Origin of the sequence: Hymenobacter volaticus, from assembly GCF_022921055.1 — a bacterium.
GTDB lineage: Bacteria > Bacteroidota > Bacteroidia > Cytophagales > Hymenobacteraceae > Hymenobacter > Hymenobacter volaticus.
On the sequence record NZ_CP095061.1, the window covers coordinates 1590492 to 1612252 of the forward strand.

Here is a 21761-nt window from a genome sequence, read left to right on the forward strand (position 1 = left end):
TATTTCTTGCTATTCATCCAAAATACTAGTGCTGCGGCAGCATGTAGCACCTTGTGTAACTCTTAACCGGCAATCGTTTGCATTTTATGTTCAAACAGCGCAATACCTATAGGCTCCCCCTTCTCAGTCTCGTCTTTTTGTTGCCTGTAGGGGTAGCAATGGCTCAAAAGCCAAGTGTCAAGCAATTACAGGATGGGGTGCTTATAACTCTTTCCAAACCCAACGACAATGCAGTGCGCACCATCCGTCTGCGGGTGGTGACCGACAACATCATCCATGTGCAGGCTAGCCCCTTGGATTCGGTATCGACTAAACAGAGCCTGATGGCCGTTGCGCCTACCGGAGCGGCGCCGAAATGGCAGTTCAAGCAGAAGAAGGGGCAGGGGATAGTAAGCACGAGTGCACTGAACGCCACCGTTTCGCTGCCGACTGGCGAAATCGTGTTTACTGATGCCAAGGGCCGCGTTATTCTGCAGGAGCGCAAAAACGGCGGCAAGCTGTTTAAGCCAGTGGTGGTAGAAGGCGAAAAGCTGTACGAGATTGAGCAAGTGTTCGACTCCCCGCCGACGAGGGGATTTATGGCCTAGGCCAGCACCAGAACGGGGTGATGAACTACAAAGGCCAGCAGGTGCGACTCGCCCACAACAACACCGACGTGGCGGTGCCTTTCCTCGTTTCCAATAAAAACTACGGCATTCTATGGGATAACTACTCTATTACCAACGTCGGCGACACCCGCGACTATCAGCCACTCTACACCCTAAAACTCTACGCCAAAGATGGTACGGAAGGCTGGCTAACGGCCACCTACGTAAAGAAAAACAAGCCGAGCGAAGTGGTAGCGCAGCGCCCCGAGTCTTCTTTGCCTTATGAATACCTAGAGGACATGAAGAACTTTCCGGCCGAGGTGAAACTAGGCGAGACCATGGCCACTTGGGAAGGCGCTATTGCTTCCAATGAAACCGGGCTGCACCACTTCCTGCTCAAAAATGCGGGCTACGCGAAGCTCTACATTGATGGCAAACTTCAGGTAAGCAAGTGGCGCCAGGCCTGGAACCCAGGCACAGCCGTGGTGGCCATCAACATGGAGAAAGGCAAAAAGTACCCGATCAGGCTGGAGTGGGACCCGGATGGGGGCGAGTCATACTTGGGTTTGAAATGCTTGAGCCCGCTCGAAGGCCAAAGCCAGCACGAGTACGGCTTCAAATCGGAGGCCGGCCGCGACATCAACTACTACTTTGTGCAAGGCAGCAACCTAGACGAAGTAGTGAGCGGCTACCGCCGAATCACGGGCCCGGCGCCCATCATGCCGAAGTGGGCCATGGGATTTTGGCAGAGCCGGGAGCGGTACAAGACGCAAAACGAGATTCTGAACACGGCTGCCGAGTTCCGTAAGCGCCAAATCCCGATTGATAATATCGTATTGGATTGGTCGTACTGGAAGCCGGCCGAGTGGGGCAGCCAGGAGTTCGATCCGACTCGCTTCGCCAACCCCGAGGGCATGATTAGCAAATTGCACGAGCAGAACTTGCACTTCATGATTTCGGTATGGCCGAAGGTGTACGAGGGCATCCCCACCTACACCGACTTCAATGGCAAAGGCTACCTCTACAAACGCAACATTGCTAACCGCACCAAGGACTGGATTGCGCCAGGCTATACCTCTACGTTCTACGACGCCTTCAACCCCAAAGCCCGCGACGAGTTCTGGAACTTGCTCAGCTCCAAGCTTTTCAACAAAGGGATTGATGCCTGGTGGATGGACGCCTCTGAGCCCGACATCTACTCGAATACCAATGAGGACACCCGCAAGCGCCTGATGACCCCCACGTACGCGGGTTCGGGCACCGAGTATTTCAACGGCTACCCACTGCAAAATGCGAAAGGCATCTACGAAGGGCAGCGCAAAACGGCTCCTGACCAGCGGGTGTTCTTGCTGACGCGCTCGGCCTACGCGGGCTCGCAGCGGTACGCGGCGGCTATTTGGAGTGGCGATATTGGTTCACGATGGGAAGACTTCAAAAACCAGATTTCGGCTGGCCTGAACTTCTCGCTTTCTGGTATACCGTACTGGACCTCTGATATTGGGGGCTTCGCGGTGGAGCGACGCTACGAAAAGCCGAATGACAAAGACTTAGAAGAATGGCGGGAACTCAACGCGCGTTGGTACCAGTACGGCGCGTTTTGCCCACTATTCCGGGCGCACGGCCAGTTTCCGTTCCGCGAGATTTACAACATTGCCCCCGAAACGCACCCGGCCTACCAAAGCATGTTGTACTACAACAAGCTGCGTTACCGCCTAATGCCCTACATCTATTCGCTGGCCGGGCAGACGCACCACCAAAACTCCACCATCATGCGGGGCTTGGTAATGGACTTCAGCGCGGACCCGGCCGTCAAGAGTATCGGCGAAGAGTTTATGTTTGGGCCGAGCTTGCTGGTAGCACCCGTAACCGAGTACCAGGCTCGGTCGCAGAAGCTGTATCTGCCGGCAACCACCGGCTGGTTTAACTTCTACAGTGGGAAGTACGTGCCCGGCGGCCAGCAAATCACGGAGGAGGCGCCCCTGGAGCGCATGCCGCTTTATGTGAAAGAAGGCTCGATTGTGCCTTTCGGCCCGGAAATTCAGCACACCTCCGAGAAGCCCACCGAGCCGGTTACGCTGTATGTGTATACTGGCAAAGACGCCAGCTTCTCGTTGTATGAGGATGAAGGCGTGAACTACAACTACGAGAAAGGCTCGTTTGCCACTATCCCCACCTCATACGACGAGAAAACCAAGACCTTGACCATTGGCGAGCGGAAAGGCACTTTCCCAGGCATGCAAACCGAGCGGACTTTCAATGTGGTGTGGGTAACCAAAGACAAGCCAACCCCCATCGACTTCACGGCCGCCCCCGTTAAAACCGTCACGTATTCAGGAAGCGCCGTCACCGTCAAGATGGACTAACGTCTCATTCTTGATTGATTACTGCATACAAAAAGGGTCCTGCTAGCTTAGTAGGACCCTTTTTGTATGCATTCTTTGAACTAGTGGTAAGGTTTGCTTCCGTCTCAGCTGTTGGGGTTGGAGGTGGCGTTGTCTCAGAACGTCATGCTGAGCACTGTCCAGCAAGCACTGTATGTGCTGCCACTGCTAAATTACGTGTCATGCTGAGCGGAGTCGAAGCATCTCGCGTGCTGATGTTGTGGCCCTAATCGGGTTTACCACACTAGCGAGATGCTTCGACAAGCTCAGCATGATGTTCTGGTTGGGTTGTCAACTTCAGCACGCAAGATTCTTTGGCAAGCGGACGCTAGGTGAAGCATTGAGGTCATGTTGTGTTGATTGTTCTGATGTGGGTCAACCACTCTAGCGCCTTCAGCTGAAGCGAGACTAGCTGTTAACTCTCTGGTCTGCTATCTTCAAACTTGAAACTCAGATAACCGCCTAGTTTTAGGCTGCTTCTTATGTTTTACGGCCTATTCACCTGGATAGCGGAGACCGATTTGCTGCCGGATGGTATCTAGTAGCTGCATCAGTTCTTGGCTGAATTGCAGCGGCAACAGGGGGCTTTCAGTAAGACCTTGTTCGAGGCACTCTTGCACGTGCTGAGCTTCATAATGGTAGCCGTAGCCTTGCTTTTCGCAGGGAATTACCTCAGGCTCTTGGCCCGTTAGGTGCAGGGTGATACCATTGGCCGCGTGAAACCGACCAGTAAGATGCAGCTGCCCCTTGGAGCCGTAGATGATGCACTGATTGTCGGTCTGGGCGGCTAAGGTGGAAAACAAGCTGGCCGTTGCGCCGCTGGCATACGATAAGACCATGGCACAGGTCAGGTCGACGCCGGTGCCGGCGGGCACGGACACGGCTTTTATGTCCTGAGGTTCACCTAAGAAGAGCTTGCTAATGAAAAGCGGATAGACACCAATATCTAACAGGGAGCCTCCGGCCAAGGCAGGGTTGAAGAGGCGGGCTTCGGGCTGATAGGATGCCACAAAACCGAAGTCAGCGGCCAAGTGCTTCACTTCCCCGATGGTGCCAGTCGCTACCAACTCCAGGGCCTTGTTGATGGCCGGGAAAAAGCGCGTCCAGAAGGCTTCCATCAGAAAAACGCCTTTTTCCCGCGCCGTGCTAATCATTTCTTGGCTTTGGCGGGCGTTGAGGGCAAAAGCTTTTTCGCATAGTACTGGCAGGCCGCCCCGTAGGCAAAGCAGTGTGTGGGCGTGGTGCTCGGAATGCGGCGTGGCAACGTAAACCGCGTCGATGTCGGGTACCGCTAGCAATTCTTCGTAGCTGCCCACGGCGTGGGGCGCCCCAAATTTGGCGGCAAACTCTTGGGCCTTAGCGGCGCTTCGGGAGGCCACGGCATGTAGCCGCGCGTTGGGCAACAAGGCTAAGCTTTCGGCGAACTTGTGGGCGATGTGGCCCGGGCCCAGGATGGCCCAGTTGAATGTGCGCATACGATCAGGATCAGGTAGCAGATGAGGCTAAAGGTAGCGGCTCTGAATTTGTAGCAACGATGTAGCTCAGCGCAGGGTGCTATGCTGCCAGCGCGGCGCACTCGGCGTGCCGCGGACAGCTGAGCAGATGGTCGTTGACAAGGCCAGCCGTCTGCAAAATGTTGTAGCAGGTCACGGGACCGGTCATCACAAAGCCGCGCTTCTTGAGGTCTTTGCTCATGGCTTCACTCTGGGGCGTGGAAAGCGGGATGGGGTCGGTGGCGCTTCGTTGATTGTCGAGGGTCTGGCCGCCTACGTACTGGTAGAAGAAAGCAAGTAGTTCATCGTCGCCACCTACTTGCTGGCGCAGGCGCAGCCACGCTTGCGCGTTGAGCACGGTGGCTTCTAGCTTGCGCCGGTTGCGCAGAATGCGCGGGTTTAGCAGCAGTTCGGCTATGTCGTCTTCGCCGAAACGAGCCAGCCGCTCCGGATCGAAGTTGGCCAGTAATTCCCGAAATCCTTCGCGTCGCTTCAGCACCACCGGAAAATCAAAGCCCAACTGAAATGTGTGTAGCACGAGGTATTCAAACAGAATGCCGGCTTCGGCTACGGGTTCACCCCACTCGTGGTCATGGAAATCGCGCAGCAGGTCGTTGTGGTCGGCCCAGGGGCAACGCCCGTCGGGAGGAGTAGGTGGGAGGTTGGGCAGTATCATAGCAAACGGGGACAGACTAAGCAGTAGTTCTGCTACGGCTACTGCCGCGTCTGTGGTTACCCGCGCGCTATTTCAGTGGCGCTAAGAAAGCGTATGCCGCGTTTTAGGAGTAGCATTCTACTAGTTGGGTAGTGGTCTAACACACTTGAGCCTGGCTCCGCTGCGGGCTTTGCAGTAGTGCCAGGCTCAAGGTTAGTTACAGAAAAAGGCCTTTCTACCTAGCCTACCGTATCGGCCTATTTATCTTTCACAAACCGAACCGGGAGGTGAGGCGGGAAATAGCCGACTTGATAAGTGCCAAATCGGGCGTAGGTATCACTCGGCAGCTGAATGAGTTTGAAGGCAACCGGATTGTCTCGCTCGTCTTTTTCCGAGGTCCACAGCAGGCAGTTCGATCCTTCGCCGTGCGGGTTACCATCGAGTACCAGCAAATTTCCGGGTACTGCATTGAAGCCCGACTTGTTGTTGGCATAGCCATCTTGCTTGAGCCAGCCCGTAGTGGCCATCAACTGGCCCAGCAGGCGCTTAGACTGCAGGTCTTCGCCGTCAGTGCTTTCCAGATAAGGGTCGAATGCAATGCCTTGGGACTTAATCAGCTTGATGTAGTCTTGTTTGGTTGGAATCCGCCAGCCAGTTGGCACTTGAATACTGGGTAGGTCGGCAAACTTCATAAACGTACCGTAGTGCGGTTTCGAGCCATTCGTCATGCCACCAGGCCCGGCGTAGTTCACCGACATCCACTCCTGGTCGCCGATGGTTACGGTGGGATAGTAGAGGCTGCCAATCTTGACGTGCGTGCCCGACGTGGGAGGCGTGGTGTACAAGCCGCCGGGGGAGTGCCATTGCCGGGCGTGGTAGTGCCTACTTTGCGGTACTTCACCGAGTACTGATTGCCGCCGTCCGTGCGCTTTGCTTCGAGGTAATTGGTGGCCGAAGCAAACGTAGTGGCCTGTGGGTCAACTAACACGCTGAAGTAGGAGCGTAGATCTTCCACCCGGATAGGCGACTCTTTGTAACCCGAATACTTGTTGCTGAACACCCGCATCTTGCCGGATTGGGCGTGGAAGCGCAACGAACGAGGATTGGTTTTGTATTCCAAGCTGCCCACAACTCTGTAGAAGTAGCGCTTGACTTCATCTGCGGAGTTCATTACTTCGGTGGTGTATTCCACGGCGCTCTTGCCGTCGTTGGTGAACACCATCGTGCGGAATTCCTTGAAGCCCTGTTCGCCCTGGAAGGTGCCCGCATCCCAATTGGCAGTCAACGGACCATCGTTGTTGTCGGCAAACCACGTGCCGGCCATTTCTTCAGGAATAGAGGTCGTGGGGGTATCTTTTATTATTGGCTCCTCTTCGTTGGGAGGCGGCGTGGTCGTGGTGGGTTCGGGGTCGTCTTCGCGGCAGGCGCCGAGCAAGGAAGTGCAGGTTGCGAGCAGCAACAGCGAGTTTTTGAGACGGAGTAGCATGGAAAGGAAGGCAATAGAGGTATTTTAGTGAAAAGATGAATGCCGAAAAGCTGTTGGCTGGCGCTGGACAAGGGTGGTGGGCTGTTTGGAAGACACAACCGTACTGCCTAGACCTACACTTAAGCAGTCCTCTGGCGAGTCAGCATTTCCGGCTCTAAGGGCTTTAGTGGCGTTTTGCTTTGCCGCCCGGAGCAACTGGTGCTGACGGAGCCGCGGTGGCAGTTGGGGCGACGGGCGCAACTGGCGCGCTTGCTGTTGGCGCTACCGGCGCCACTGGAGCAGTAGCAGTAGGCGCCGCTGGCGCCGCATAAGGCACCGTGGCAGTAGGAGCCAGCACGCGCGGTGCGGGTTTATAAATAGCTCCTGTAGCGAAATCGACGGCGAGGCTCGGCCAGAACAGCAGCACATCGGCAACGAGAGCCCCCACCCGGATTTCACGGGAAGGCTGACCAGGGGCTGGTGGGGTTTTCTGATAAGCCGTTACGCGGCCCCCAAACAGAGTGGCACAGCTGGAAAGAGAGCCAGCTAGTACCGTAGCAGTGGCAATGGAGTAGATCAGTTTTTTAAAAGTTTTCATAGGTACGGAAGGGTAAAAGGATTGAAAAAATGAGACAAAGGATTCCCTAAGCGGCCCGCAAGCCGCTTTTATAGGATCAGGAAAAGGAAGTGGAACTACTGCTGCGCCGCGGACCCCGTCGTCAGGTATGTGAAGAGGGATGCTTGTAAGCGGGCTTCTGGTGTGCGCTGAAAGTTCAGGCGCTAGCCCGACGGGATTCAACTACGTGGCAGGTACATACGAGCCCAGAGTGACGCACTACGACTTAATCAACCGCTGTACTACCACACCTTTGGGCGTATCGAGGTGCAGGAGGTACAAGCCTGCCGGTTGGCTTTGCAGGTCTATGGTGCGAGGCGGGTTGGTGCGCGAATAGGCTTGGCGCAACACGGTGCGGCCTTGAGCATCGGTTACGGTGAGCGTCGTGCCAACGAGTTCGGCCTCGCGCCCCGTAGCAGTTAGCGTGAAAAGACCCGTGGCACTTGGGTTAGGATACACTTGCACATCCTTGGCCAGCGACTCGTTGCGAGTAGCGGCCACTGTGCCAGTAAAAGCAATGTTGTCGAGGTAGAGGGCATTGCCAAGCGTAAAGCTTTCAGCCGTCGCCGAATCGAAAAGCAGGAACACCGAGTCGGGAGTTGCTGTAGACAGGTAGCGTAAGGGTAAGCTCATCAAAGTATAAGAGCTTGGCGCGCTTCTAAGCAACGATTCTGTTCCGCCTACCACCTCCCGATGCCCGTTGACATATCGGGTCAGTGCTACCACCACGCGGGCCGAATCGTCGGCAATGTTGGTGCCGGTTTGCTTGTAGTGAAACTGCAGATGGGTGGGGCGACTCGTGAAAGGCACACCCAAGAACTCCTCAGATTCTAGATCGGGCAAAGTGCCCAACGCCAGAAAACCTCCTGTTGCCAGTCCTCCAAACAGGGCTTTGTTTTCCAGCTTCACGGCGAAGGTGCCGCTTTGCTTATCGGAAGTTTTGCTTACGGCGTTGGAAATTACCGGTACCCCAATGGCGTCGAGTAGGTCGTCGGTGGTAGACCAATTGACGGGCCGCTCGGATCCGTTGCGCTGCTCCCAGTTTTCAAGATTGCCATTAGGTACAGCCTGGGCCGAAGCCTTACCAGTGGCACACAGGCTAAGCACGGCTACAGCAAGTTTGTACAAAGTTTTTTTCATAAGAAGTAAGAGAAAGAGTGAACAAGGAAAGCAGCCCTAGCAGCGCAATGGCGCAGTTTTAGCAAGCACAGATGGTGCGTATAACAAGTGCTGAGAACCGAACAAGCAAGGGCATAAAGGGCCCTTCAGCCGCGGAATTGCCGCGCTTCGCTTTGTCAATCATGTGGTTGGAATAGCCCTAAGGCTAGCGTGTCTGTCGAGGCGTTGTTGGTACTCTCCTAAGGCCGACGAGTGGCACTTTACACCTGCCGTTGGCTATCCAGCCAGTGCAGAATCACCGTCATGAATTCGAAGTTGCGCTCTGGATTGGGAGCATCAGCAAGCTTTATGCTCTCTAGCTGAGTTTTCACTTTCGTGAACCCATGATCTACGTTCGGCAGGAGCTGAAACGTGGCCCACCCTGGGTGCTGCTGGTTCACGACGTCGGCAATGAGTTGGTGATCTTCGCTGTAGGAAATGTAGTCGGCCTCGCCACGCAAGGCCAGTACGTGGGTGTTAAGCTTCTTCCAGGCCGCGGCCAAATTCACGTCCTGCCACTGCTGAATGTAGGAGTAGTGTTGCGGAAACGAAATTAACCGCGCGGCATTGGGGTAGCGAGCCAGCACCTGCGTGGGCGTTTGCTTCTCAGTAAGCAGCAAGTGTAGCGCTGCGGTATAGGTTTTCATCAGGCTGTTGATGGAGTCGTAGGGCAGCTGCTGGAGTTGGCTTTGGTTGCGCTTGTTTTGCAGCGCGTACTCGATGAAGCTGCGGCTGGCCGTGCCGTACACCACCACGCCTTTCACTGGCTCGCCCTCTGCCACTACCGGCGCCATGATGCCCCCAATGCTGAACCCGGCAATGAAAATGTTCTGCTGGTCCACGAATGGCAGCTGTTTGATAGCCGCCAAACCTGCCTTGTAGCCGCTGGCTTCCATCTGAAAGTTCGATTCCAGGCACGGGGTGCCTTTGCTATCGCCCATACCGGTTTTGTCAACCCGCATGGTAGCGTAGCCGTGCCGGGAAAGCGAGTCGATAATGCGGTTCGTGACGTCGCCTTGGGCTAGCGGATTATCCACCGAAAAGCAGCCTACGCCCTGAATAAACAGCACCATCGGCACCTTCTGCTGCTTGCTGCCTTTGGGCCGCGTGATGATGGTGCGCAGTTGGTTGCCGCTGGCTTGCACCGCCGAATATTGCGCCTCATACCACGGGCTGCTTTCCGTCGGGAAAGGCTTGAACGTAACCTGCTTGCGAATTTTTTTGCCGTTGCGCAGCACCGTGAATGTGCTCTTGTCGCCGAGACGGTATTGCTTGAGCAGCCCCACGAACTGGCTCACTTCCGGTCCAAGCTCGGTCTTGTCTACCTGCACAATAATGTCGTTGGCCAGCAAACCCGCCGCCCGTGCCGATGACTGTTCGCGCACGCCCCGCACGAAGATGCCGTTCTTGTTGGGTAGCTCATATCGCCGCTGCAAACTGTCATTGATGCCCTGCAAATTGATACCCACATACGTGCGCCGGGGCAACTCCTGCGCCGAACCGAAACGAGCAATAACAGTCAGTAAAAACAGAAAGGCAACAGCGTATTTCATGATGAAAAAGAGGAAGTGGTTGTGCGAATAACTAGCCCTGGCTAGTACCGCCCAAGGGCTATGCGGGCGGCAAGGTGCAGTAGTTCAGATCAAGCTACTTTGCTGGCACAGTAGCGTCAGCCGCTAGTTGAGGCTCGCGTAGCACTTGCTGCAGGGCCACGTTCAGCTCGCTCATCGTGCGGGGCCTGATGAGGTTTCGTTTCAACACAAAGCGCTTTCCGACTACCTGCTTTTCGTGCAGAAGTTGGTGCTGACCGTTGTAGAAGCGCACGGTAGCTTGTTTGGGGCACGAAAGGTTGGATACAAGGTTCCAGTAGCCCTCCCGCACAGACACCGTTGGCTGGTTTTGCGCCGATGCCAAGGTCGAACAGGAGAGCAGAAAAAGCGCGGCACCCAAGCGAATAACAGCAGTCGTTTTCATGGTTCAACTTGCTTAAGAGGTTAGAAATCAAGTGATAAAGAGAAGCTTTCTGATAGTCTGGGCAGCAGATAGCAGTACCAGCAGGAGCGAGGCGCGGTGCGGGCTTTGCTTTAATTGAGTTGGTGGCGCGTAAGGTGCTGTGCCTACTGCCCGGCGCGGTTCTTTTCCTCTTCTGCCCGCCTGCGCGGCGGCGGGTGGGCGCTACTTTGTCGTTGCCGAAGCGGTAACTAAACGAGAGCGTTGCTACTCGTGAGTCGTTGCGCTGGTAGACGCGCTCAGTATAGTTGTCGTAAGTGGAGTTAGCGCGTATTTTGCGGGTGTAGAGCAGGTCGGCCACGGCCAGCTTGATACTGCCTTTGCGCTCCCACACCGACTTCTGGATGCCCAGAGTCAGCAGTCCGTAGGGCCGTACCATAAAGAAGCCGTAACGGTCCTTGGCTTGGTAGCGGGCATTGAGTTCGGCGCTCCAGGTTTCACTTAACGTGAAGTTGCTATTGCTGGTGAAGTTGAAGCTGCTCCTCCCGGCATTAAGTGACGTACCAGCAATGCTGCCCACAAACTGGTTGTAGTAAAACACGCCCGTGTTGTGCATAGTCCACCACTTAGCTAGCTCCAGCGGGGCCGTGAGCGTGATGCCCACGTGCTGCTGCCGACCCAGGTTCACCGGTCGCGCCACCACCGTGCTATCCGACTCGGGCTGCACCACATGGATAATTGGCTGATCGGTGGTGCTGTAGCTCAGGCTGGCGCTGAATTTCTGCTTGTAGGTGTGCCCTAGCTCGAAATTGTAGCTGGTTTGCGGGCGCAGTTCCGGGTTGCCGGCCCCCGAAGTGGTGGGGTCGATGATGACGCGGAACGGGTTGAGCTGCCCATAGGAAGGCCGGTCGACGCGCCGGCTCACCGACAACGATACCTCGTGCCGGTCATTCAAGGTGTGCTTGAGACCCGCGCTAGGAAACAGTTGGAAATAGTTGCGCTCGAAATCTTGGTTACCGATGGTTTGGCGGCCAACTGCGGCGGTATGCTCGCCCCGCAGGCCAGCCTGCACGTTCAGTTTGCCCACCGTCTGGTTGAAGCTCAGATACGCCGCCGTGATATTCTCGTCGTACTTGAAGCGGTTGGTGCGACTTAAATCCACGGTGGTTTCGCCGTTGGTTGTTTCCATGAATTGCGCGTCGTTGTCGGAATGCACGCGGCTGGCTTTGGCCCCAGCTTCTATGCGACCCGTTTTCGAGACAGGGTGCGTGTAGTCAACTTTCGCCGATTGAATGGTTAGGTCGCCGCGTTGGTCACCGCTCAGCAACACCGTCGGCCGGCCCGACAGCTTGAAGTACGTGGTTAGATCCTGCGGCCGGCGCGAGGTGTAGCGGGCGTAGTCGGCATCGGTCGTCAGCTCGCGGCTGCCGCTTGAATCCGGCGCGAAGGTGTGCTTGAAGTTGAGGTTGGCCGCCACGTTGGGCGAGTTGAACCCGCGCACTGAAACAGCTCGGTAAGAGTCCGAAAGGTTGCCAGTTTCGTCGAACAGCGAAGTGTAGGTGCTGCTTTCCCGCAGCGGGGCTTGGTTGTCGAGGCCGCTTACCACCGCGCCTAGCACCGTCCTTTCGCCCAGGTTATAGTCGGCACCCGCTTTCCAAGTGTGCGAGCGGATGCTGACGTTCTGCGTGCTGACCTGGGAGATGCTGCCGGTTAACGTTCGCTCTTGCTCTTGGCCCTGGTAGAAGCGCCGGCTGATGTTCAACTTCTCCACGCCATTCCGATCCGCATAGGCGTAGGAGCCAAACAGATTCAGGTTTTTGTGCCGATGATTCAGCGTCAGCCCCGACGTGAACTTTCCGTACTGGCTGCGGCCGTAGCTGGCATTCAGGGTGCCGTTGGTGCCTTGGCGCTGGTCTTTCTTGAGGTTGATAGCAATAATACCCGCGCTGCCCTGCGCTTCGTACTTAGCGGGCGGGTTGGTAATCAGCTCGATGTTTTTAAGCTGCTCGGCGGGTAGGGCGCGCAGGTAGTCAGCCAGTTCCGTTCCTGTCATGGGCTGGCGCTTGCCGTCAATCAGCACCAGTACGCCTTGCTTGCCCCCAACGACAAATTGTTGTTGCTGTCCACGGTCACGCCGGGCGAACGGGTGAGGACGTCGAGCGAGCTGTTGCCGGCGGCCAGCGTGCTGCCTTCCACATTCACTACCGTACGGTCGGCGAGGCGCTCGAACATCGGGCGCTGGCCCACCACCGTTACCTCTTTCAGAGCCGTAGCGCCGCTAGCGGGTAGTGTAAGCGGCGGCAGCGTCACGGCCTCTGTTGCTACATCGAACGGCTTGCTCCACTGCCGCACAAACCCCACCTGCGACGCCGATACCAAGTAGTGGCCGGCCGTAGCCTGCGCCAAACGAAACGCGCCTTTGTCGTCGCTGAATTCGGTTGCAACTACCGTTGAGTCGGTAGCGCGGTGCAGCGTGATGGTCGCAAATTCGAGGGGTGCGCCCGCAGCGGTGCGCACGTTGCCCACAATACTAGGGTGGCTTTGGGCGTGGACTGCGCTGCCCGCCGCCAGCAAAAACAAAGTTAAGCTCCAGCCTGAGGTCGATGAGAAGCGAGAAAGTAGCAGAGGGTTCATAGCAGTTGGCTGGTAGTTGGGTTTGCCAAGAAGACTTAGACAGTAGTCGGGCGGCGCCTCACACCTGCGTTATGATAGGCCGTTTTCACTGTTCTCGCTGCTGACTGTTGTAAAAGTATTGGGCACTCCCACGGCCGGAAACCACTTCCTGCATGAACTGAGAAAAGCGCTGCTTGAATTGTAGAATCTCTATTCTTAAAGTATTCAGAAAATCCTATGCAAACAGCATAGCTTGGTGTCTGCTTGTTGAAGCGCAGTGATTACTTCGAGTCTACTGGCTCTATCTGGAGCTATTTAGGTATTCAGAGCAGTATGCACCAACAAAGAAGTCCGCGCTAGCGGACTTCTTTGTAGCCATACAAATGGCTGGTTTCTTTAAGAGAAAGAGGGAGCTTATTTGCCCATCCAGGTTTTGAAAGGCGTCAGCTTTTCCCGGCTTACAATCACCTCTTTATCGATGGTGGGTTTGAGCTGCAACGCCAGCCGGTTGCCGAAGTAGGGTTGAATCTGCTCTACGCTGTCGATAGCCACCAGAAACGAACGGCTGATGCGGAAAAAACGGGCTGGATCGAGCATGGCTTCTAGCTCATCGAGCGTGTAGTCTACGGCCATTTTCTTGCCATCGAAAGTTCTAAACAGGTTCAGCCGTTCGTCGCTGTAGAAGTAGGCAATCTGCGGCGTCTCAATGGAAACCAGCTTTTGCGCGTACTGCACCAAAAACCGCTGGCGGTACTCCTTGGGTTGCAGCTGCTGCAACTCCCGAATCAGGCTGCTCACATTCATTGCTGGCTCGGTTGTGGGGCCTTGGTACAAGGCTTTCACCTGCGTATACTTGTCGAGGGCTGCCCGCAGTTCGTCTTTCTGAATGGGCTTGAGCAAATAGTCAATGCTGTTGACCTTGAAGGCCTTGATGGCGTATTCGTCGTAGGAAGTGGTAAACACAACCGTGCTTTTTACCTCGGTTTCCTCGAATATTTGGAAGCTCTGGCCATCGGCTAGCTCAATGTCCATCAAAATCAGTTCCGGAGCCGGGTGGGCATTCAGCCAGTTCACTGTTTCGCGGATGCTGCCCGCCACACCTACTACTTCGGCCGTGGGCTCTACGGAAGCCAAAGTCCGGGTAAGCTTCTTAACGGCCATTTCTTCGTCTTCGACGATCAGGATTTTCATAAGGAGAGACTCCGAGAAAGGAGCAGCAAAGTAGAGAGTTAGTGACTCGGCTGAATAAGGGGAATCGTGACCAGAAATTCGGTTTCGGTCTGCTGAACTTTGATGTCGGGCTGCTTGAGCAAGCTGAATTTGCTGGCAATGTTGCTAAGCCCAACTTGGTTGGAAGCCACTTTCTGTACCTTTTTCTGCAGGTTATTTTTCACCGTCAGCTGCCCGTTGTTCTGGGTGCTGATGTGCACCGTAAGGGGGTGGTCTTTATGGATGACGTTGTGCTTCACTGCGTTTTCTACCAGTAGCTGCAAGGTTAAGGAGGGCAGCAGGCGTTGCTCGTCGCTTGGCTCAATAGCTAGGTTTAGGTGCAGACTGTCGCCGTAGCGGGTTTTAAGCAAGTGGAAATACGAGCGGATGAACTGCAGTTCCGTGGCTAGGTTGGTTAGCTCGTTTTCGTTGTTGCGCAGCAAGTAGCGGTACACCTTGCACATCTCATCCAAAAATTCTTCGGCCTTCTCGGCATCCTCGCTGATGAGGTAGGAAAGGGTATTGAGGCTATTGAATAGAAAGTGTGGATTGACTTGCTGTTTGAGGCTGTCGAGCTGGGTTTGCAGGTTTTCTTTCTTAAGCTGCTCGGTTTCTCTTTCTGCTTGCAGCAGCCGCGAGAAATAATACACGGCCTCTTGAATGCCCGTAATGAGGAAGGTGATAATGAGGCCACTCTGAATAGTTTGCAGATAGGCGGCTCTCGAATACGGCGCGTGGAAGTTGGTTACATCAACGAGCCACATCATCGCCCAGTCTTGCAGTATATTGAACGCCCAGCACAACGGGATTACAAATAGCAGCCGCGTTCGGACCTGTTTCAGCAAAGGAAACCGGCGTTGAAAATGCATGATGATCCAGCGGTCAACCTCCCACGTAATGGCGGAATTAATCAACGATTCCGAAAGGATTTTGGCCGTTTGAACACTAAACGGGTGCTCATACGCTTTGTAGGCATACCCCGTCAATAGCACGAATAAGGTGATGCCACCGACTCGGATCCACCGATCATCTAATTGTTCTGCAGGTTGCGCTGGCATGAAGAGAAGCTTGTTTACCAAATATAAACTTCCAGCTAAGCTAGCCCAAAGCTAATCCCACCCGATTTGGCAGAACCAGGGGTTGAATTGAGGAAAAACGTGAGTTAATGGTTGGCCGCTTCAACACCCTGCTCCAGTAGCGCGGTCGTTTCCACTTAAAGGTTGTGCGAAGCGCTTTATTAGGGTACTGCTGCTTTTCGTGCCTCTTGCTTGGCTAGTAAGCATTGCGGTTGAAGCACCGAAAAAGAGAGTTGGGACAGTGCTTTCCTCAACTCGTTATTTTCTGTTTTCCGCAGGTGTCTTTCGTCAAGATCTTGGCGCACCAAACCAAATCTGCGGCTTGGCCGGGCTGCCATGCGCAACTGTTGTAGCTCGGCGCCTTGCCAGCGTGCCCACTTCAGTTTTCATTTTATGTACAAGCCCGTTTCTCTGTTGCTTTTTGCAGCCATCGGCTATCTGAGCGGGCCGCCGGCCCGCACCACCGACACCCGCCCGTCAGCGTATTGGACTTTGGTGTTGGCAGAGCGCAACTTTGCTGAATTCACTGGTAAGCACGGTATTAAAGCCGGATTCACGCGCTACTTAGCGGATGAAGCGTTGGTTGTGGTAAGGGGCCGATACCAGCTCGGTAAGCCGTTGTACGAGAAGATGGCCGACCAACCGAGCGTGCTTTCCTGGTGGCCCGTGTACGCTGACATAGCTGCTTCCGGTGATTTTGGCTACACTACGGGGCCTTTCGAGGTAAGGCCTCAGGCAACTACTGATGCGCCGGTGGCTTTTGGGCAGTTTACTAGCGTCTGGCGCAAAACCAGCACTGGAGAGTGGAAAGTGTTGGCCGATGTAGGCATCACGCATCCTGCTCCCAATCAGCCAGCGGCAGCTACCTTACATGAGCCCTCTGTCACAAGAAAAAAGTTCTTAGCCGCTACCGACACAGCTACTAGTCAAAAAGAGTTGTTGGGTCTGGAGGCCGATATAGCGCAGGTGGCTGGTTCTCGATCGTTGGGAGCTGCTTACCGCCAAGTGCTAGCGCCCACCGAAGCAGTGCGACTGTATCGAACGGGTAGTCAGCCGTACGTGGGGCCAACTGCTATACCATTTGCGGCCAGCCAAACTGCGCGGGCCACCTATACTTCCGTAAAAGCAGTAGCAGCTGCATCCAACGACTTAGGCTTTACCTATGGCTATGCCCAGTACCAGCAGCAAAGCGGCCCTTTTCTGCGCATCTGGAGACGGGACGCAAACTGCGTGTGGAAATTAGTACACGAAGTAATGGACTTGCACTAGCCAACAAACCAGCAAATTGCTTTCACAGTAATGCTGGCGTCACTGCTCATATACAGTTCAGGGCACTGTGCGCTTATTGCTTCTCTTGTCCTTGCTTCGGAAGGCTATAGGCTACTGGATTGATCAGTGTCAGATACTCTAAAGAGGATAAATAATGCCTTCCCATGGCTAATTGACATCAAAAAGAGTTGCACTATCATGTAGTAGCTATTCATTTAACGAAGTGTGCCATCCGAGAAGTGAGAAACTGGTTTACAGTTTTGCTCGCTCCTCGGATGGCACACTTCGTTAAATGAATAGCTAGTAATTTCTGTTTAAAAGTTACTTCATAGTAAACCTGCGTTTGCAAGCCGCCCTATTGATACCTAAAGCAAGGTTACCTAAGAGGTAAGCTAAAACCCATTTTGTATGTCGTCCAACCTAACTATCAAGACCCACCAAGCATTTGCGATAAGTAAAGCATTATATCACTGCTAACCCTCGTGGCCCAAAGCAAGCCACGAGGGTTAAAGCAACACTAATTAGTTTTCATTTAAAGCGGAGGATGGGTAGCCACTTCGCTCTAAGGCTTCTCTGTCGAGTTGCAAATGGGTTGGCGAGAAGACAACACGCCAGCCTTTATAGTTAGTTGAGGAATTATTGAGTTTGCGCAAACCACGGCTGGCAAACACACTTTCAGATCTACGCCATGTAGACATTAAACGAAAAAAGAGGGGATCAGGCAGCTTCATTGGATATGAGTCGATAAGATTGGGAATAGGAGGGTAGTGCTCTCTTCAAGGTGAAAAGACTCGCGCGGGCTACTCACTTGATTGCGTACGAATTGAAGCTGAATCACCAGTTCTAAGGTTTGGCAGAGTTATTAGCCAACCTAAAAAGTATAGTGGAACCTTACTAGCACACAGCACATGTCTGACAAAGAGTCGTCGAGACCGAGTACACTAGAAAGCACAACAATAGGTTTAGAGGTCTCCCATGGGGGATGGGAAATACAGCTCTAAGCAACGAAGTGGGTATACACCCTCCTTACATGATTTGCAACGCCCTGTGTTCGGCTCACTGCCGAAATGGACGTGGATTAAACCCAGCACGCAATACTGGGGCGCAGACAAATGTCTGCGGCGGTGCCGCAGGGACATAACCTAGAAAGCTCGGCATATATATTATATACCGACCGAGTAGTTTCGGCTAAACAGATTTCGCGGCATTAAGCCCGTGCGGCACGATTCACATTGGAGTAGGTTGCGTTAGTATGTCACCAAGGTAGTAGATTGATTAGCACTACGCAAGTGATATAAGTATTTTAATTGATTTTTGTAGTATTCTAGTGTAGGCAGTCAAATTTATAGGCTTAATCTTATTTGCTTTAATTAAAACGATAGAACGTATGCCTTATTGAATGATGCACGATTTGCTAAGCAACAATTATTGCAGTCAGCTATTTGAGGTTAGGCTCATTGGAGACACTTATTGATCCGTTTGGGCATGTAATAGTCTCCTTAGAGCGGAAACATAACTACCTAAGCAACATAGAAATCCTGTTGCTTAGGCAAGGAAGTTTGATAAGTAGATACAGTTTGAGTGCACTTAATCTACTCACATTGGCGAAGTGTAGACGTAAAAATTTGCTTGAGCTTCTTGCATACCGCCGCACAAAGCTGATGTACTAGCAAAAGGTGTAGGAGTAAAGTTCTTGCCTAGCTTGTTTAATTCTAGGCAATTAAATACTTGAAAAAGCGCTCAGTTTAAAACAGAAATTCATCTATTGTTTTACTGGTGTAAAACAAAAACGCCCTCTACAGCATGTAGAGGGCGTTTTCAGACACTGTTTGTGGTCACGCTAGGAATCGAACCTAGATCAAGAGCTTCGGAAACTCTCATACTATCCGTTGTACGACGTGACCGAATTAAGAGCGGCAAAACTAGGCAGAAATAGCGTTGCAGCCAAACCTAGTGCTACATTTTCTGCAAAAACCTGTACTGACCTGCCACAACCTTACAAGCGTCAATTCAGTTAACTACTCTTGAACTCGACCAACCAAAATCCATTATGGCAACCACTGAAAAGAAAACTCTCTACACGGCTGAAGCTGCTGCCGTTGGCGGCCGTAGCGGCCACGTACGTTCCACTACGGGTATTATCGACCTCGATATGTCGGTGCCAGAAGGCTTAGGTGGAAAGAAAGGAGCTACCAATCCGGAAGAACTGTTTGCTGCTGGTTATGCTTCTTGCTTTCAGCAAGCTCTATTGGTTATTGCGCAGCGTGCCAACGATAAACTCGACGCCGACACCACTGTAAACTGCTCGGTGTCGTTGTTCCAGGAGGGAGAAGGCTATGGCTTGAGCGCTATACTCGACGTAGATCTGAAGAAATTCGACCACGATAAAACCATTGACATGGTGCGCCAAGCACACAAAATATGTCCTTATTCGGTAGGTACCCGTGGCAACATGGAAGTGGAACTACGAGTACAGGGACAACCTATTCCGGTTGAAGCCGAAGAAAATGCCGGTGTAGCCAAAGAAAGCTAGAAGACCAGAGCACCAAGAATAGAAACGGCCGCTGGAGACATCTCCAGCGGCCGTTTCTATTCTTGGTGCTCTGGTAAATTACATTGCCAACACTTCTTTCACGCGCTCAGCGGCGTCTTTCAACAGTACGGCTGAATACACCTTGAGGCCTGACTCGTCGATGATGCGGGCGCCTTCCTCGGCGTTAGTGCCTTGCAGACGCACAATAATCGGCACTTTGATGTCGCCAATGTTCTTATAGGCTTCTACTACACCGTTTGCCACCCTGTCGCAACGCACGATGCCACCGAAGATGTTGATGAGGATGGCTTTCACGTTCGGATCCTTCAGGATGATGCGGAAACCAGCTTCTACAGTTTGGGCATTAGCTCCACCCCCTACGTCGAGGAAGTTGGCGGGTTCACCACCGCTTAGTTTGATAATGTCCATGGTGGCCATGGCCAAGCCCGCGCCGTTTACCATGCACCCTACGTTGCCGTCAAGCTTCACGTAGTTCAGGTTTGAGGCCGAAGCTTCCACTTCCAAGGGGTCTTCCTCGTTGGTGTCGCGCAGGGCAGCAAAATCGGGGTGACGATACATAGCGTTTTCGTCCAGGGTCACCTTGGCGTCAACGGCCAGAATTTTGTTGTCCGAAGTCTTCAACACGGGGTTGATTTCGAACATGGCCGAATCGGTGTCGTCGTAGGCTTTGTAAAGCGCCGTTACGAATTTCACCATTTCCTTTTGGGCTGGGCCAGTCAGGCCGAGGTTGAAGGCAATTTTGGCGGCCTGGAACGGACGCAACCCCACGCGTGGGTCGATATGCTCGCGGTGGATTTTCTCGGGGTGCGCCTCGGCAACCTCCTCGATGTCCATACCGCCTTCGGTGGTGTAGATGATGACGTTTTTGCCGGTGCCACGGTCGAGCAGCACGCTCATGTAATACTCCTTAGTTTCCGACTCGCCGGGATAGTACACGTCCTGGGCAACAAGCACTTTGTGCACTTTGCGGCCTTCGGCGCCGGTTTGTTTGGTCACGAGCTGCATGCCGATAATCTGGTCGGCAATTTCTTTTACCTGATCCAGGTTTTTGGCCAGCTTCACGCCGCCCCCTTTGCCGCGGCCGCCAGCGTGAATTTGGGCTTTGATTACGTACCAGCTAGTGCCGGTGTCAGCGTTCAGCTTCTTGGCGGCGGCCACTGCCTGATCGGCGGTGTCGGCCACAATGCCTTCCTGCACGCGTACACCGTAGCGCTTCAGAATGTCTTTGCCCTGATACTCGTGAATGTTCATGGAGGTCAGTTATGGAGGTGGTTCGATATGTGCACGAAAGTAGGTAGAAAAGAGTTTCCAGTTTCTGGTTGCGGCTTTCTAGTTCGTGCTTTCTATAAAATTATTCCTTTTAGAAGCCCGCTAACTGCGTAGTTCGATTGCCTCCAAGCGGTTCGCCCTTGCTGCTGGCTACAGTGCGTACTCGGCCAACTCGACACGCTACCGGCCGTACCACTGCGCCATGACCTGTTCGGCGGGTTTGTGCTGAGGTGTGAAATCGAGGTGGCGACGGGCGGGGCCATCGGGTTGCAAGCCGGGGTACCACTTCCAAATAAAAGTGCCCTGAAACCAGGGCCGCCGCCAGAATGTCTCGAACATAGCCTCGTAGCAAATGCGCTGGGTTTGTTCGTCTAGCTCGGTAAACACGGCCGTGCGGTCGGGCCAGGCCCAAGGCTCAATAGCAGCGTCGGGTGTGGTTTTGTAACCGATTTCGGTGAACAGGACTGGCTTTTTGTAGCGCTTCTGCACGGCTTCAATGCGGCGTAGCGGCTCCTTCCAAGAAGTAAGCAAAGTTGCTTTAGTGGGCCGAGTGGTTTTGCTGAGAGGAAAATAAGCTTGGATACCGATGTAGTCCAAGGCATCCCAAAAGCGAATTTGCTCGAACTCGCCGCTCCAGTTAGCCGCGTAGGTGAGGGGGCCATGATACACGTTGCGCACTTTGCCAATAAGGGTCCGCCATTCCGCTTCGTGCCCCACGCTGGCGTGCTGCAACTCAGTGCCGATACACAGGGCATCCATGCCAGTGCTTTCAGCTAGCTGGGCATAGTGCAGCAAAAAAACGGAATAGCTGGCAAACCAAATTTGCCAGTCGGCGGCGGAGGCCATCTTGATGTCGCCAGGCCACGAGCCGCTGCCGCCACGCAGCCATAAATGAGGCTTAAGCATGGTATGAATGCCGTGTTTTCGGGCCATGTTGGTGGTGTACACCAAACCCCGGTCACTTTCACCCCAATAGCCACGGTTCCCTGCGCCCGTGTGCAGGCGAACCTCGGGTGTGGCCGCTCCCGCTTGCCAGCCAAAAGGGGTTTGGGCTATCCAAGTGATGCCATTGCGCACTAACGGCTCTAGGTTGGAACTGGCAATGGAATCGGCCGCAACCCAATTTACTCCCCGCAGGCGATTGTCGGTAGGGCGCGGCCCGGCTAAAGTGGCAAGACTAGTAGATGTTTTCGTGGAAGGCGTAGGCCGAGGCCAATGCCACCACAGGACAACTAGCGCTATGGGTGTTGCCAAAAGCAACAAGGGCAGCCACCAAAGTCGGCGCACCGACACAAAAGAAAAAGTAGTGGCCATAGCACGGTTGAAACAAGGAATTCAAATAGCAGAAAACCAATGGCAAGCGCAAACGCCGCACTTGCTTATGTGGGTGGCATCGAAATCAGGGTGAGCCGCGTAATCTGCTGGTCAACCCGTAGCTTTGTTTCCTATACCCTCGGCTCACTTTA

General features: G+C 53.9%; 17 protein-coding genes and 1 tRNA gene. 4 read left to right on the top strand and 14 right to left on the bottom strand.

The window, feature by feature from the left end:
• Positions 1-158: 158 nt before the first annotated feature.
• Together MUN86_RS06905 and MUN86_RS06910 are read left to right on the top strand one after the other, a co-directional pair.
• The gene (locus MUN86_RS06905; RefSeq protein WP_245123364.1) at positions 159-587 is read left to right on the top strand and encodes a DUF4968 domain-containing protein; all 429 of its coding nucleotides are present in this window, start codon (positions 159-161) and stop codon (positions 585-587) included.
• A gap of 20 nt (positions 588-607) precedes the next feature.
• Positions 608-2950, top strand: coding sequence for a TIM-barrel domain-containing protein (locus MUN86_RS06910; protein ID WP_245125650.1), 2343 nt, complete (start codon positions 608-610; stop codon positions 2948-2950).
• 512 nt (positions 2951-3462) lie between these two features.
• Here the strand turns inward: MUN86_RS06910 and MUN86_RS06915 are convergent.
• The 11 genes from MUN86_RS06915 to MUN86_RS06965 form a co-directional block, all read right to left on the bottom strand.
• A complete protein-coding gene (locus MUN86_RS06915; RefSeq protein ID WP_245123367.1) occupies positions 3463-4443 on the bottom strand; it encodes a Gfo/Idh/MocA family protein in 981 nt (326 codons plus the stop codon).
• Positions 4444-4522: 79 nt separating this feature from the next.
• Positions 4523-5137: a DNA-3-methyladenine glycosylase I gene (locus MUN86_RS06920; protein ID WP_245123370.1), complete on the bottom strand. Its 615-nt coding sequence runs from the start codon at positions 5135-5137 to the stop codon at positions 4523-4525.
• Positions 5138-5373: 236 nt separating this feature from the next.
• Entirely contained in the window at positions 5374-5961 is a 588-nt protein-coding gene (locus MUN86_RS06925; RefSeq protein WP_245123372.1) for an FISUMP domain-containing protein, read from the bottom strand.
• The gene (locus tag MUN86_RS06930; RefSeq protein ID WP_245123375.1) at positions 5895-6602 is read right to left on the bottom strand and encodes a hypothetical protein; all 708 of its coding nucleotides are present in this window, start codon (positions 6600-6602) and stop codon (positions 5895-5897) included. Before MUN86_RS06930 ends, MUN86_RS06925 begins: the two co-directional genes overlap by 67 nt.
• A 163-nt stretch (positions 6603-6765) precedes the next feature.
• The gene (locus MUN86_RS06935; protein ID WP_245123378.1) at positions 6766-7179 is read right to left on the bottom strand and encodes a hypothetical protein; all 414 of its coding nucleotides are present in this window, start codon (positions 7177-7179) and stop codon (positions 6766-6768) included.
• A gap of 237 nt (positions 7180-7416) precedes the next feature.
• Entirely contained in the window at positions 7417-8337 is a 921-nt protein-coding gene (locus MUN86_RS06940; RefSeq protein ID WP_245123380.1) for a T9SS type A sorting domain-containing protein, read from the bottom strand.
• Positions 8338-8576: 239 nt separating this feature from the next.
• Complete coding sequence (locus tag MUN86_RS06945; RefSeq protein WP_245123383.1) at positions 8577-9908, bottom strand: CocE/NonD family hydrolase; 1332 nt, start codon at positions 9906-9908, stop codon at positions 8577-8579.
• Positions 9909-10024: 116 nt separating this feature from the next.
• A complete protein-coding gene (locus MUN86_RS06950) occupies positions 10025-12385 on the bottom strand; it encodes an outer membrane beta-barrel family protein (protein ID WP_245123386.1) in 2361 nt (786 codons plus the stop codon).
• The gene (locus tag MUN86_RS06955; protein WP_245123390.1) at positions 12379-12939 is read right to left on the bottom strand and encodes a carboxypeptidase-like regulatory domain-containing protein; all 561 of its coding nucleotides are present in this window, start codon (positions 12937-12939) and stop codon (positions 12379-12381) included. The genes MUN86_RS06950 and MUN86_RS06955 overlap by 7 nt, the downstream gene beginning before the upstream one ends.
• 393 nt (positions 12940-13332) lie before the next feature.
• Positions 13333-14109 carry a LytR/AlgR family response regulator transcription factor gene (locus tag MUN86_RS06960; protein ID WP_245123392.1) on the bottom strand — a complete coding sequence of 259 codons (777 nt, stop codon included), beginning with the start codon at positions 14107-14109 and terminating at the stop codon, positions 13333-13335.
• A gap of 38 nt (positions 14110-14147) precedes the next feature.
• A complete protein-coding gene (locus tag MUN86_RS06965; RefSeq protein WP_245123394.1) occupies positions 14148-15185 on the bottom strand; it encodes a sensor histidine kinase in 1038 nt (345 codons plus the stop codon).
• A 411-nt stretch (positions 15186-15596) separates the two neighbouring features.
• On the opposite strand from MUN86_RS06965, the gene MUN86_RS06970 reads away from it, so the two are divergent.
• Positions 15597-16472: a DUF4440 domain-containing protein gene (locus tag MUN86_RS06970; protein ID WP_245123396.1), complete on the top strand. Its 876-nt coding sequence runs from the start codon at positions 15597-15599 to the stop codon at positions 16470-16472.
• Positions 16473-18304: 1832 nt separating this feature from the next.
• On the opposite strand, the gene MUN86_RS06975 is transcribed toward MUN86_RS06970, so the two are convergent.
• Positions 18305-18376, bottom strand: a tRNA-Arg gene (locus MUN86_RS06975).
• Between the two features lie 146 nt (positions 18377-18522).
• On the opposite strand from MUN86_RS06975, the gene MUN86_RS06980 reads away from it, so the two are divergent.
• Positions 18523-19005 (top strand): organic hydroperoxide resistance protein, encoded by a 483-nt coding sequence (locus MUN86_RS06980; protein ID WP_245123398.1) that lies wholly within the window; start codon positions 18523-18525, stop codon positions 19003-19005.
• 78 nt (positions 19006-19083) lie between these two features.
• On the opposite strand, the gene sucC is transcribed toward MUN86_RS06980, so the two are convergent.
• Together sucC and MUN86_RS06990 are read right to left on the bottom strand one after the other, a co-directional pair.
• Positions 19084-20277 (bottom strand): ADP-forming succinate--CoA ligase subunit beta, encoded by a 1194-nt coding sequence (gene sucC / locus MUN86_RS06985; RefSeq protein ID WP_245123399.1) that lies wholly within the window; start codon positions 20275-20277, stop codon positions 19084-19086.
• 198 nt (positions 20278-20475) lie between these two features.
• Positions 20476-21609, bottom strand: a complete 1134-nt coding sequence (locus tag MUN86_RS06990) for a glycoside hydrolase family 113 (RefSeq protein ID WP_245123401.1) — start codon at positions 21607-21609, stop codon at positions 20476-20478.
• Positions 21610-21761 lie beyond the last annotated feature (152 nt).